Origin of the sequence: Methylobacterium sp. J-076, from assembly GCF_022829405.1 — a bacterium.
Classification (GTDB): domain Bacteria; phylum Pseudomonadota; class Alphaproteobacteria; order Rhizobiales; family Beijerinckiaceae; genus Methylobacterium.
In genome coordinates this window covers 55,031-67,960 of the sequence record NZ_JAKSXW010000132.1, presented here as the reverse complement: position 1 = coordinate 67,960, position 12,930 = coordinate 55,031, and the positions used below count along the sequence as shown (strand labels likewise).

The window sequence follows — 12,930 nt, the reverse complement described above, 5'->3', positions numbered from 1 at the left end:
CGCCGGCCCGAACGAGGTGGCGGCGGAGGAGGAGGAGGAAGCGGTCGAGATGGCCGGGTCGAAGCGCCGTCAGGACGGCGGCGAGGCAAGGCCACACTGAACCGCGGCGGTCTCCCTCCCCCCTCTGCGGGGGAGGGTGGCCCCCGGAGGGGGTCGGGAGAGGGGAACCCGGTCTCCGAATAGCGCTTGAGCAGGCATGACGTCCGCAGCGTCGTCCTGCGCCGTTGCTCCCCTCTCCCGACCCCTGCCGAGGCAGGGGCCACCCTCCCCCGCAGAGGGGGGAGGGAGTCATTCGAGTGAAGGCCGATGACGATCCACACCGACATCCGCGACGGCGAGACCCGTCCGCTCCACCAGGACAAGGGGCGCGCGCCGGAGGTCATCTACGTGCCGCGCTACACCGGGGTGCAGCGGGTCAACCACTGGATCACCGCGATCCTGTTCACCCTGCTGACCCTCTCCGGTCTGGCGATGTTCTCGCCCTACCTGTTCTCGCTCACCGGCCTGTTCGGCGGCGGGCAGGCGACCCGGGCGATCCACCCGTGGTTCGGCGTGGCGCTGGCGGTGAGCTTCGTGTTCCTGTTCATCCGCTTCTGGAAGCTCAACATCCCCAACAAGGACGATGTCGAGTGGTCCAAGAAGATCGGCGACGTCGTGACCAACCGCGAGGACCGCCTGCCCGAACTCGGCAAGTACAATGCCGGGCAGAAGATGGTGTTCTGGGGCCAGACCGGCCTGATCAGCGTGATGCTCGTCTCCGGCCTGATGATCTGGAACACCTATTTCGGCGGGTTCACCACGATCGAGACGCAGCGCTGGGCGCTGCTGGCCCACTCGCTGGCGGCGGTGATCGCCATCGCGATCATCGTGGTCCATATCTACGCGGGCATCTGGGTGCGCGGCACCGGCCGGGCGATGGTCCGGGGCACGGTCACCGGCGGCTGGGCCTACCGGCACCACCGCAAGTGGTTCCGGCAGATCGCCGGGGGCCTCGCGCGCCGGGGTCCGGCGGACAAGCGCGGGTCGTAACACCCCCGGCCCGTCATCGCGAAAACGGCACGGAAGGCGATCTCACCGGTGGTTCGGTTCTTCAAACGCGGCGCGGCGAAGGGTGATGCCGAGCCCGCCCCCGTCACCAAAAAACCCTTCGAGGAGATCAAGCCCGATCCCGACAAGATCGGCATTTCCGGCTCGGTGCCCTTCGTGCGCCTGCCGGAGCCCGGCTCCCTGTTCAGGGCCCGGGCCGGGCGGCTGCTCGCGCTCGCCCCGGGCCACCCCCTCGAAGCCTATCTGCGCCTCGTGGCGGAGGTGGCCCGGGCGCAGGCGCAGGTGGAGGCCGAGCGCGCGGCGGCGGGCTGGGACGTCACCGAGCCCGACGAGGCCGGCCGGGCATTGCGGACCGAGCACGGCATGCCCCCCCTCTCCCGCCACGGGATCGAGGCGGACCCGACCTTCCACGATTGCCTGGACGGCCTGCTCGCCGCCCTCGACCTGTCCGCCGCGCCGGAGGAGGTCCGCGCGGCGCAGGCCGCCCTGCGCGTGGCCCCGAAGGAGGACCGCCTCGACCTCGCCGTGCAGGTCTTCGAGGGGGCGATCCCGGTGGAGCGGGTGGCCGAGTGCCTGTTCGTCTCGGCGGCCCTGCAGGTCTGCCTCGCCCGGCGGGCGGCCCGCCTCGACGCCAAGACCCTGAAGCCCGTGGCCGACGGTGTCTGCCCCTGCTGCGGCGGGGCGCCGACGGCGAGCCTCATCGTCGCCTGGACCCCGGCGGACAAGGCCCGCTACCTGAGCTGTTCCCTCTGCGGCACCCTGTGGAACCACGTCCGCATCCGCTGCACCGCCTGCGGTTCGGGCGAGGGGATCAGCTATTATGGGATCGATGAAGTGTCGAAGGACGTGCAGGTCGAGACCTGCACCACCTGCCACAGCTACCTGAAGCACCTGCACCAGCACCGGGCGCCCACCCTCGACCCGGTGGCCGACGACATCGCCTCCTACGGGCTCGACCTGAAGATCACCGAGGAAGGGTTTCGCCGGGCGGGGCTGAACCTGCTGTTCGTGGTGTAGCGGCCGTCGTCCCGGCGCTCACACCCCCGCCCTCCCGCCAGGCCCGCCGCGGCGGGCACCTCCGGACGGGGGCGAGGGCGGGGAGGCGTCTCCCTCACCGGTACCCGTAGCGGCCCTTGGCGGCGGCCAGGAGGTGCAGGGCCTCGCCGGACTTGCCGGCGGCGCACTCGTCGGCGGCGCGGGCCAGATCCGCGTCGAACCGGTCGCCCACCGCCTTGTTGAGATTCTCGGTGGCCACGTCGCTGGCGACGATCGCCCGGGTGCGGGCGATCTCCGGGCCGCAGCCGCTGCCGGCCGGCAGCACGGGGGGTGGGGGCGGCCCGCCCGCGGCGACCATGGGCTCGCGCACCTTCGGCTGGCAGGCACCCAGGAGGGTGGCGGCGAGGGCGGCGGCGGAGAGGAGGACGAGGGAGGGACGGGACGCGGCCACGGCGGTCTTTCCTTCGCACCGGGACCCCCGGCGGACCGGTGGGTTTTGGGCCGAGCTTGACCTTGGGTCAATCGGGAACACCGCCGCCGCCCCCCTCTCCCGCCCTCCGTCGGGGGCCACCCTCCCCCGCGGAGGGGGGAGGGAACCGGTGCTACTTCGCCTTCTCGGACAGGGCCTTCAGGCCGGACTCGTAGATGCCCTGCACCGCATCGGTGGCCACCGTGTCCGGGGCGCCCTTGGCGTTGAAGGTGCCGCTCCACGTCACCTTGGAGCCCGTGCCCTCCGGGGCCACCGCGATCGTGGACTTGTAGTCCGAGACCGGCAGCGGGCTCTCCAGGATGGTGTAGGTGTAGCTCATCACCTTGTCGTCGCGGGAGACCTGCTCCTCCTTGATCGTGCCGCCGCCCTTGAGGCTGAGCAGGCGGACCTTCATGCCGTCCTGCTCGGAGGGGGTGCACTTCTCGACGGCCGGGTGCCAGTTCCCGATGCCGCAGAAATCGCCGATCGTCTGCCACACCTTGGCCGGGGGCGCCGCGATGTCGACCGAGCGGGTCAGGTCGATGGCGTAGGCCGGCCCGGCGGCCGTGAGGGCAAGGGCCGCCAGGGCGAGGCGGCGGGGGGAAAGGATCGGCATGTGGGGCTGTCTCCGTCCGTGGAATCGGCGCGGCGCGGGCCGCGGCGGCTTTCTGGGGCCGCGGCTTGAGCTAAGCCTCATCCGCCCTTTGGCAATGGGCGGCGGGCGATCCGCGCCCCTCCCCCGCGCGCCGCAGGCGTTCCGCCGCGGGCCGTTTCCCGGTATGGGAGCTACCTTCCGAACGATCCCGAACCCTGGACACCATGGCCGCCGCCCCGCCCGCCCTCACCCTCGACCCCGGCCTGATCGAGGCCGCCGCCACCGCCGCGGCGTGGCCCTTCGAGGAGGCGCGCAAGCTCGTGGCGCGGCTGGAGCGGCTCGGGAAGACGGAGGTGCTGTTCGAGACCGGCTACGGCCCCTCGGGCCTGCCGCATATCGGCACCTTCGGCGAGGTCGCCCGCACCTCGATGGTGCGCCACGCCTTCCGGGTGCTGACCCGCGATGCCGTGCCCACCCGGCTGATCGCCTTCTCGGACGACATGGACGGCCTGCGCAAGGTGCCCGACAACGTCCCGAACCGGGAGCTGCTGGCCACCCACCTGAACCAGCCGCTCACCCGCGTCCCCGACCCGTTCGGCACCCATGACAGCTTCGGCGCCCACAACAACGCCGAGCTGCGCCGCTTCCTCGACGCCTTCGGGTTCGCCTACGAGTTCCGCTCGGCCACCGAGTGCTACCGCTCCGGCGTGTTCGACGAGGCCCTGCTTCGGGTGCTCGCCCGCTACGACGCGGTGATGGAGATCATGCTGCCCTCGCTCCGGGCGGAGCGCTCGGCGAGCTATTCCCCGTTCCTGCCGCTCCACCCCGTCACCGGCCACGTGATGCAGGTGCCGATCGACGAGGTCCACGCCGACAGGGGCACCATCGTCTGGCGCGATCCGGCCACCGGCGAGGGCTACGAGACCCCGGTGACGGGCGGCCACGCCAAGCTGCAGTGGAAGCCCGACTGGGCGATGCGCTGGGTGGCGCTCGGCGTCGATTACGAGATGGCCGGCAAAGACCTGATCGACTCGGTCAAGCTCTCGGGCAAGATCGCCAAGGCTTTGGGCGGGGAGCCGCCCGAGGGCTTCAACTACGAATTGTTCCTGGATGAGAAAGGCCAAAAAATCTCGAAGTCGAAGGGCAACGGCCTCACCATCGACGAGTGGCTGAAGTACGGGACGCCGGATTCGCTGGCGCTGTTCATGTACACCAAGCCGCGCGAGGCCAAGCGCCTGTTCTTCGACGTGATCCCCCGCAACGTGGACGAGTATATCGGCTTCCTCGACCGCTATGCCGGCCAGGACGCCAAGAACCGCCTCGGCAACCCGGTCTGGCATCTCCATGCCGGCACCCCGCCGGAGCCGGAGAGGGTGGAGGGCGCGAGCCTGACCTTCGCCATGCTCCTCAACCTCGCGGCGGTGGCCAACACCGAGGACCCGGCGGTGCTGTGGGGCTTCATCCGCCGCTACGCGCCGGAGGTCGGGCCGCAGACCCATCCGGGCCTCGACCGGCTGGTGGGCCACGCCCTCAAGTATTTTTCCGATTTCGTGCGCCCGGCCAAGATCTACCGGGAGCCGACGGCCGAGGAGCGGGCGGCTTTGGAGGACCTCCACGCGGTGCTTGCCGAGCATCTCGGCTCCACCGATCCGGAGGCGCTGCAGGCGGCGGTCTACGAGGTCGGGCGGCGGCACTTCCCCGACCTTTCGGGCAAGGCCAAGAGCCCGGACGGGCGGCCCGGCGTGTCGCAGGCGTGGTTCACGAGCCTGTACAACGTGCTGTTCGGCGAGGCGCGGGGCCCGCGCTTCGGCTCCTTCGTGGCGCTCTACGGCGTGGAGGAGACCCGGGCGCTGATCGCCAAGGCGTTGTCGGGGGCGTTGATCGCCGGGCACGCGGCCTTCACCGGCGCGACGGCCTGAGGCCGCCGCCCGCCGCCCGGCGCGCACGACAACTTGATCGTCCGGCCGCGGAATTCCCGCCGCATCCGCCTGTTGTCCCCCCGCCGAGCCCGGGGGCCGGCGTCGCGGCGGGAGGAACGGAATGCGTGGTCTTCACATCGGGCTGCTGTGCCTGCTGGCGAGCTCAGCCAGCGCGCTGGCGGCGCCGCCGCCCGATGCCGGCGGCGACCTGAAGAGCCTCGGCTTGACCCAGCCGGCCAAGGTCGAGGACGGGCAATACACCGACAAGGACGGCAACCCGACCTACCACGTCACCGACGGGGGCAAGAAGGTCGATTGGTACACGATGTCCGGCTACCTCCGGTACAACGCCAACTGCATCGTCTGCCACGGGCCGGACGGGATGGGCTCCACCTACGCGCCCTCGCTGGTCGATGCCCTGAAGGGCATGGACTACGCCCACTTCGCCGGCATCATCGTCGGCGGCAAGAAGGACGTGAACGCCTCGCAGGAGCTGGTCATGCCGGCCTTCGGCGATAACCGGAACGTCATGTGCTACATGCCCGGCATCTACACCTACCTCCGCGCCCGGGCCGAGGGCGCGGTCGGCCGCAACCGGCCCGCCGAGCACGAGCCCAAGCCCGCCGCCTTCACCAAGGCGGAGGACGAGTGCATGAAGTGAGGGGCAGCCCAGGCCGAGGAACGGCACCTGGGGGCGGGTCACGGCCACCATGGTCTCATCATCGAGGCGGCCGATGAGGGTGCCCGATCCCAGACGAGGTCGCCCCGTCTCACGGGTCCTGAGGATCCCCGAGATCGGCCAGGGCGGCATCGGTGGGAGCGACCACGCGTGACTGACGAAGGCGTTCCCCGGCAAAGCCGGGGCGACGCATGTCGGGGACCCAGATCTGGACCGGACGCAGTCCGGCAGCCCGCACCGCATCCCGCCGCTCGCGCACGCTCATGCCGACGGATGGGGGCATCGGTTCGGCTTCCACCGTGGCATTGCATGTCACGCGGGGGTGGGGCGGCGACAGGGTTTCGGGGCCCTGTCACCCCACCAACGCCAGGTCCTGCGTCTCGGTCTCGGGGATCACGTCCACCTCGACCTTGAGGCGCTGGCGGCCGGACCCGCTGACGATGCCGTCGATGGGGGCGACGTCGCCGTAGTCGCGGCCCCTCGCCACGACGATGTGGTCGTCCTGCACGGCGCAGGCATTGGTCGGATCGAGGCCGTGCCAGCCGTCGCCGCACCACACCGCCACCCAGGCATGACTCGCATCGGCCCCGCGCAGGCGCGGCCGGCCGGGGGGCGGCACCGTGCGCAGGTAGCCGCTGACGTAGGCCGCCGGCAGGCCGATGCCGCGCAGGGCCGCGATCATCACGTGCGCGAAGTCCTGGCAGACCCCGGCCCGGCCGGCGAAGGCCTCGGCCAGGGGGGTGTGGACGTTGGTCGCCTTGGCGTCGAAGCGGAAATCCCCGCGGATGCGCATCATCAGGTCGTGGGCCGCCCCGTAGGCGCTGCGGCCGGGGACGAAGCTCGGGCGGGCGTAGTCGGTCACCTCCCGCAGGAGGGGCACCCGGGCGCTCGGGAACAGGAAGTGGACCGGTGCCCGCCCCGACAGGTCGCGGGAGCCGACGGCCCGGTCGCGCACCGTCTCCCAGGGGCGGCCGCCCTCCGGCGCCGGGGGCGGCAGGCGCTCGACCCGCACCGTCGAGAGGGCCTCGACGCTGAAGCTCGTGTGCGGCGCCTCGAGGGTGATCGCCAGGGCCTCGATCCCGAAATAGTCGCGCCGGGTGACGGCCCGGGCCGGGCTCGGGTCGATGGTGACGGCGCTCGCCAGCACGCTCTGCCCCTCCCCGTCCGCCGGCTTCAGGCGGAGCGAGCAGCGGGCGAAGCTCACCGCCCGCCCGTAGCGGTAGGTGGTGCGATGGCGCAGGGTGTAGATCATGCCCTGTCCGCGGGGTGCGCGAGGGTGACCATCAGGCGAGGCCCGTCAGCTTCTCCGACCGCAGCGCGTGCGGCCCGGTCGGGAAATAGCGGGTGGCGATGCCGTCGGCGAGGCGTTCGAGGTCCGTATTGAGCGCGGTCAGCCGCACCGCGTCGAAATCGGCCGCCTCCCCCGCCCGCAGCTCGGCCAGGATCCGCCCCGCCAGCCGGCAATGGGGCTCGGGGATGCCGTCGGCAGAGAGCGCGGGCAATTCCGCGAGGTGGCGGACGATGGCGTCCATCTGGAAGGCGATGGAGCGCGGGTTGTAGGGGTCGAGGAGCACCATGTCCCGCACGGGGTCGAGGGAGGACCCCTGCATGTAGCGGCGGCCGTAGCTGATCTGCGAATCGGTGAGCGCCAGCATCGTCCCGAGGCAGCCCGGCGTCGCCTCGTCGTTGGCGAAGGCCAGGGCGAAGGTGCAGGTGTTGATCGCCCGCTCGATCCGCCGGCCGAGCTCGGCGAAGTGCCAGCCCTCCGCCCGGCTGGTGTTCTCGTGGGCGAGGCCCGAGAGCGACGCGAGGTGGCTGAGCGTCCGCTCGGCCCGGGTGGCGAGCTGCGACTCGGTGAAGGCCCGCTCGGTGTCGAGGGACAGGAGGTCCGACAGGTCGGCCAGCACCCGCCAGATCTCGCCGGAGAGGCGGGCGCGCAGGGCCGAGGCGTTGCGGCGGGCGGCCGTGACGTGGGCCCGCGCCGACCCCGCCTGGTCGCGCCCGCACAGGGCCTCCTGCGCCAGGGCGGCGGTGGGCAGGTCGGCGGCGCCGACGCAGGCCCACTCGTCGAGGAGGGCGCGGATCGCCAGGGCGGCCGGCGCGTCGGGGGAGCCGGAGATGTCGGCCCCCACCGCGTCGCCGAAGCTGCGCAGGTGGGCCAGCGTCAGGCGCGTCACCGCCTCGGCGCGCTCGGCGTAGCGCCCGTACCAGAACAGCCCGTCCGCCGCCCGGGCCGGGAGGTGGCCGCCGAGCCGCCGCACCCGCGGCGCGGCGTGGGAGCCGAGGAGCGGCGCCGCCACGGGCTCGTCGGACAGGATCCACACGTCGGCCGCGCGGATGCCGAGCCGCAGCTCCAGGGGATCGACGTTGTCCCGCTCCGCCATGCGGCAGAAGCCGCCGGGCATCACCTGCCAGCCCGCGGCGGTGCGCGCCGCGAAGACCCGCATCACGAAGGGGCGCGGCACGAGGTAGAGCCCGTCGGGCCCCCGCTCCCAGCCCGGCATGGTCGAGAGGGGCGCGGGCTCCTGCGCCACGGTGTCGAACGGCCGGTCGCGCAGGGCATCGACCACGGCGGCGCGCCCGGCCGCCAGGGCCGAGGGGGCGAGCAGGGCGTCCCGCCCCGCCCCGCGCTGGGGCGTCGCGGCGGGGCGCAGGATCAGGCGGTCGAGGTTGGCCTGGACATGGGCGAGCCCTTCGAGGTCGCCGCACCACCACGTCCGGGGATGGGACAGGCGCAAGGGCTCGCCCAGGAGGCGGCGGCACAGGCAGTCGAGATAGGGGGCGAGGGCCGCCGACTCCACGAGCCCCGAGCCCGGCATGTTGGCCATCACCAGGGTGCCGTTGCGCAGGGCGTCCAGGATGCCCGGCACCCCGAGCCGCGAGGCGGGGTCGAGCTCCAGGGGATCGAGGTAGTCGGCGTCGATCCGCCGCCACAGGGCGTCGGCCCGCTTGAGGCCCGAGACGGTGCGCACGTGCAGCCGGCCGTCGCGCATCACGAGGTCGTCGCCCTCGACCAGCATCAGGCCGAGGTAGCGGGCGAGGGCCGCCTGCTCGACATAGGTCGAGCTGTAGGGGCCGGAGGTCAGCAGGCAGATCCGCGGGTCGGCCCGCTCGGCGCCCAGCGCCAGCCCCTCCCGGAAGGCCTGGAAGAAGGCCGGCAGCCGCTCGACATGGAGGTCCTGGAAGAAGTCCGGGAAGGTCCGCGCCAGGACCATCCGGTTCTCCAGGGCCCAGCCGAGGCCCGAGGGCGCCTGGGTCCGGTCGGCCAGCACCTGCCAGCGGCCGTCCGGGCCCCGGCCGAGGTCGGCCGCGTAGAGCCGCAGGTGATGGCCGCCGGGGGGCGCCACCCCGTGGAGCGGGTGCAGGAATTCCGGGCTGCCGGCCACCACCGCCGCCGGCAGGTGCCCGGTGGCGACGAGGTCGCCCGGCCCGTAGACGTCGGCGAGGATCGCCTCCATCAGCTCGGCCCGCTGGACCAGCCCGGCGCAGAGGTCGCGCCATTCCGGCGCCTCGATGACCAGGGGCATCGAGCCCAGGGGCCAGGGATGCTCCCGCTGGTCGCCCGCGATGCGGAACGAGATGCCCGCGTCCCGGATGTGCCGCTCCGCCGAGACGAAGCGGGCCATGATCTCCGATTCGTTCAGGCCGCCGAGCCTGTCGAGGAGCCGCTGCCACACCGCACGCGGCCGCCCGTCCGCGCCGACGAACTCGTCGGGCTGGCCGGGGGCCGGGCGGTAGCCCGCGGTCCAGCGCGCGACCCGCTGGGCCGGGCTTTCGCCCGGCTCGATGCCGACCGCGAGCGCGGCGCTCATCGGGGGGCGGGACTCCGCAGGTCGAGGGTCAGGGGGAACTCGGCGCTCCCCTCCTCGGCCGGCATGGCGACGCGGCCCGGCGTGTGGCCCTGGGCCTGGAACCGGGCGAGGCGCCGCCCCTCGGCCTCGTAGGCGTTGACGGGGTGGGTCTCGTAGTTGCGCCCGCCCGGATGGGCCACGTGGTAGCGGCAGCCGCCCAGCGAGCGCCCGCTCCACGTGTCCAGGATGTCGAAGGTCAGCGGCGAGTTCGCGGGCAGCGCCGGGTGCAGGGACGAGGCCGGCTGCCACGCCTTGAAGCGCAGGCCCGCCACCGCCTCACCCGCCCGGCCGGTGCCGGTCATCGGCAGGCGGCGGCCGTTGCAGGCGACGACGTGCCGGCCGGGGACGAAGCCCTCGACCTTGACCTGCAGCCGTTCGACCGAACTATCGACGAAGCGCACGGTGCCCCCGCTCGTCCCTTCCTCGCCCATCACGTGCCACGGCTCGAGGGCCTGGCGAAGCTCCAGGCGCACCCCGCCCCGCTCGACGGTGCCGAACACCGGGAACCGGAACAGGGCCTGCGCCTCGAACGCCGTGGGATCGAAATCGTAGCCCGCCGCGCGCAGGTCTTCCAGCACGTCGAGGAAGTCCGCCCAGAGGAAATGCGGGAGCATGTAGCGATCATGCAGGCTCGTGCCCCAGCGGACACAGCCCCCCGTCTGCGGCTCCCGCCACAGCCACGCCACCAGGGCCCGCAGGAGCAACTGCTGCGCGAGGCTCATCCGGGCATCCGGCGGCATCTCGAAGGCGCGGAACTCCAACAGGCCGAGGCGGCCGGTGGGCCCGTCCGGGGAGTAGAGCTTGTCGATGCAGATCTCGGCCCGGTGGGTGTTGCCGGTGACGTCGATGAGGATGTTGCGGAACAGCCGGTCCACCAGCCAGCGGGGGATGTTGGGCGTATCCGGCGCCGGCACCTGCGCCAGGGCGATCTCCAGCTCGTAGAGGCCGTCGTGGCGGCCCTCGTCGATGCGCGGCGCCTGGCTCGTCGGGCCGATGTAGAGGCCGGAGAACAGGTAGGACAGGGCCGGGTGGCGCTGCCAGTAGAGCACGATGCTCTTGAGCAGGTCCGGCCGGCGCAGGAACGGCGAATCGTCCGGGGTGACGCCGCCGAGCACCACGTGGTTGCCGCCGCCGGTGCCGGTGTGGCGCCCGTCGGTCATGAACTTCTCGGCCCCGAGCCGGGTCTGGCGGGCCTCGTCGTAGAGGCCGGTGGTGATGTCCACCGCCTCGCGCCAGGAGGCGGCGGGGTGGACGTTGATCTCGATCACGCCGGGATCGGGGGTGACCTTGATCAGCGACAGGCGCGGGTCGAAGGGCGGCTCGTAGCCCTCGATGTGGATCGGCTGCGCGAGCTCGGCCGCCACCGCCTCCAGGTGGGCGACGAGTTCGAGGTACTCGTCGGCCCGCTGGGTCGGCGGCATGAACACCCGGATCACCCCGTCCCGGGGCTCGACGGCGAGCGCCGTGCGCACCGCGACCCCGGCGATGCCGCCGCCGTTGGCCACCGCCGGCTTCTCGCCCCTGCCGGGCAGGGCGGCGCGGTCCTCCAGGGGGTCCTGGGGCTGGTAATAGGGGTAGTGCTCCGGCGGCACGTAGGGCAGCGAGGCGAGCGGCAGGCGGTAGCCCACGGGGGAATCGCCCGGCACGAGGTAGGCGTGCCCGCGCCCGAACTCCCACCGCTCCGAGATCCAGACGCGGTCGGCGTCGCCGTCCTTGCCGGTGGGCAGGCTGGCGAGCGGCAGCACGAAGCCCGCCGCCTCCCCGAGGCCGCGCTCGTAGACCCGTTTGATCCGGGCATCGAACTCCACCGAGCCCGACTTCGCCACCCCGGTGGTGACATTGACCGGCAGCTCGGCGCGCTTCTTCTCCCAGATGTCCCCGTCCTCGAAGGCGGGGAACACGAAGTCCTGGAGGCCCAGGCGGGCGGCGAGGCGCTCCGTGAAGGTCTTGGCCTGCGTGATCGTCGCCGTGCCGGTGCCGCCCTCGGGGGCGATCAGGGCGGGGTCGGCCCAGACCGGCGCGCCGTCCTTGCGCCAGTAGAGGGCGAAGGCCCAGCGGGGCAGGCTCTCGCCGGGGTACCACTTGCCCTGGCCGTAATGCAGCAGGCCGCCCGGCCCGAACCGGTCGCGCAGGCGGCGGATGAGCTGGTCGGCGAGGCCGCGCTTGGTCGGGCCGACGGCGGCGGTGTTCCACTCCGCCGCCTCGAAGTCGTCCACGGAGACGAAGGTCGGCTCGCCGCCCATGGTCAGGCGCACGTCCTGGTCGGCGAGGTCGGCATCGACCTTCTCGCCGAGCCGGTCCATCGCCGCCCAGACGTCCGCGGAATAGGGCTTGGTCACCCGCGGTGCCTCGGCGAGGCGGGTGATGCCCATGGCGAAGTCGAAGGTGGTCTCGGCCGGCTCGGCCAGCCCGGAGATCGGCGCGGCCGAGCGGTAGTGCGGCGTGGCGGCCAGCGGGATGTGGCCCTCGCCGGTGAGGAGGCCCGAGGTGGCGTCCATGCCGACCCAGCCCGCGCCGGGCAGGTAGACCTCGGCCCAGGCGTGGAGGTCGGTGAAGTCCTTGGAGGCGCCGGTCGGGCCGTCCACGGCGGTGGTGTCGGGCACGAGCTGGATCAGGTAGCCGGAGACGAACCGGGCGGCGAGGCCGATCCGGCGCAGCACCTGCACCAGCAGCCACGCCGTATCGCGGCAGGAGCCGCTCTTGAGGGTCAGGGTCTCGGCCGGGCTCTGCACCCCCGGCTCCATGCGCACGCCGTAGGCGGTCTCCCGCGCGATCATCTCGTTCAGGGCCACGAGGAAGAGGACCGTGTTGGTCTCCTTCGGCAGCCGGGCCAGCAGGGCCTCGATCTCCGGCCCGTCGGCATCGACGGGGACGAGGTAGGGGGCGAGTTCCTCCCGCAGCTCCGGGTCGTAGGCGAAGTCGCGGGTCTGGGCGTAGTCCTCGACGAAGAAGTCGAACGGGTTGATCACCGCCATGTCGGCGGTGAGGTCGACCTCGACCTTCAACTCGTCGGTCTTCTCCGGGAAGACGAGCCGGGCGAGCCAGTTGCCGCTCGGGTCCTGCTGCCAGTTGATGAAGTGGTTCGCCGGGGTGACCTTCAGGGCGTAGGCCGGCACCTGCGTGCGGGCATGGGGCGCCGGGCGCAGCCGGATGACCTGCGGGCCGAGGCTGATCGGCCGGTCGTAGCGGTAATGCGTGACGTGGTGCAGGGCGACTTTGATCGACACGGGCGCTCCGTCTCAGGCACGCGGACAAGGCGTTCGGGCAGATCCTGTCCCGTGCCGTCCGTTATGTGAAAGGCTGCGCTACAAAGCAATTTCCGTGCGGAACCCGCCACCGGACGGGGGCGGCAGGAACTTTGCCTCACGCCTCCG

Annotated in this window: 10 protein-coding genes; 4 read left to right on the top strand and 6 right to left on the bottom strand. The window is 72.5% G+C overall.

All coding sequences use genetic code 11. The annotated features are described in order from the left end of the window. Positions 1–306 precede the first annotated feature (306 nt). On the top strand, positions 307–1,029 hold the full coding sequence (locus MKK53_RS15475) for a formate dehydrogenase subunit gamma (protein WP_243929597.1): 723 nt from the start codon (positions 307–309) through the stop codon (positions 1,027–1,029). A gap of 48 nt (positions 1,030–1,077) precedes the next feature. Continuing rightward, positions 1,078–2,064, top strand: coding sequence for a formate dehydrogenase accessory protein FdhE (gene fdhE, locus MKK53_RS15470; RefSeq protein WP_243929596.1), 987 nt, complete (start codon positions 1,078–1,080; stop codon positions 2,062–2,064). Positions 2,065–2,158: 94 nt separating this feature from the next. On the opposite strand, the gene MKK53_RS15465 is transcribed toward fdhE, so the two are convergent. Next, positions 2,159–2,494 (bottom strand): hypothetical protein, encoded by a 336-nt coding sequence (locus tag MKK53_RS15465; protein WP_243929595.1) that lies wholly within the window; start codon positions 2,492–2,494, stop codon positions 2,159–2,161. Between the two features lie 151 nt (positions 2,495–2,645). Then, positions 2,646–3,128, bottom strand: coding sequence for an SRPBCC family protein (locus tag MKK53_RS15460; protein WP_243929594.1), 483 nt, complete (start codon positions 3,126–3,128; stop codon positions 2,646–2,648). 203 nt (positions 3,129–3,331) lie between these two features. On the opposite strand from MKK53_RS15460, the gene MKK53_RS15455 reads away from it, so the two are divergent. Both MKK53_RS15455 and MKK53_RS15450 read left to right on the top strand, forming a co-directional pair. Next, entirely contained in the window at positions 3,332–5,026 is a 1,695-nt protein-coding gene (locus tag MKK53_RS15455) for a lysine--tRNA ligase (protein ID WP_243929593.1), read from the top strand. Between the two features lie 121 nt (positions 5,027–5,147). Continuing rightward, positions 5,148–5,687, top strand: a complete 540-nt coding sequence (locus tag MKK53_RS15450) for a c-type cytochrome, methanol metabolism-related (RefSeq protein WP_243929592.1) — start codon at positions 5,148–5,150, stop codon at positions 5,685–5,687. Between the two features lie 109 nt (positions 5,688–5,796). On the opposite strand, the gene MKK53_RS15445 is transcribed toward MKK53_RS15450, so the two are convergent. The 4 genes from MKK53_RS15445 to MKK53_RS15430 form a co-directional block, all read right to left on the bottom strand. Further along, entirely contained in the window at positions 5,797–5,970 is a 174-nt protein-coding gene (locus tag MKK53_RS15445; protein WP_409564344.1) for an antitoxin MazE-like protein, read from the bottom strand. 87 nt (positions 5,971–6,057) lie between these two features. Continuing rightward, positions 6,058–6,957, bottom strand: a complete 900-nt coding sequence (locus MKK53_RS15440; protein WP_243929591.1) for a transglutaminase family protein — start codon at positions 6,955–6,957, stop codon at positions 6,058–6,060. A gap of 31 nt (positions 6,958–6,988) precedes the next feature. After that, positions 6,989–9,517, bottom strand: coding sequence for a circularly permuted type 2 ATP-grasp protein (locus MKK53_RS15435; RefSeq protein WP_243929590.1), 2,529 nt, complete (start codon positions 9,515–9,517; stop codon positions 6,989–6,991). After that, positions 9,514–12,783 (bottom strand): DUF2126 domain-containing protein, encoded by a 3,270-nt coding sequence (locus MKK53_RS15430; protein ID WP_243929589.1) that lies wholly within the window; start codon positions 12,781–12,783, stop codon positions 9,514–9,516. The genes MKK53_RS15435 and MKK53_RS15430 overlap by 4 nt, the downstream gene beginning before the upstream one ends. Positions 12,784–12,930: the final 147 nt, after the last annotated feature.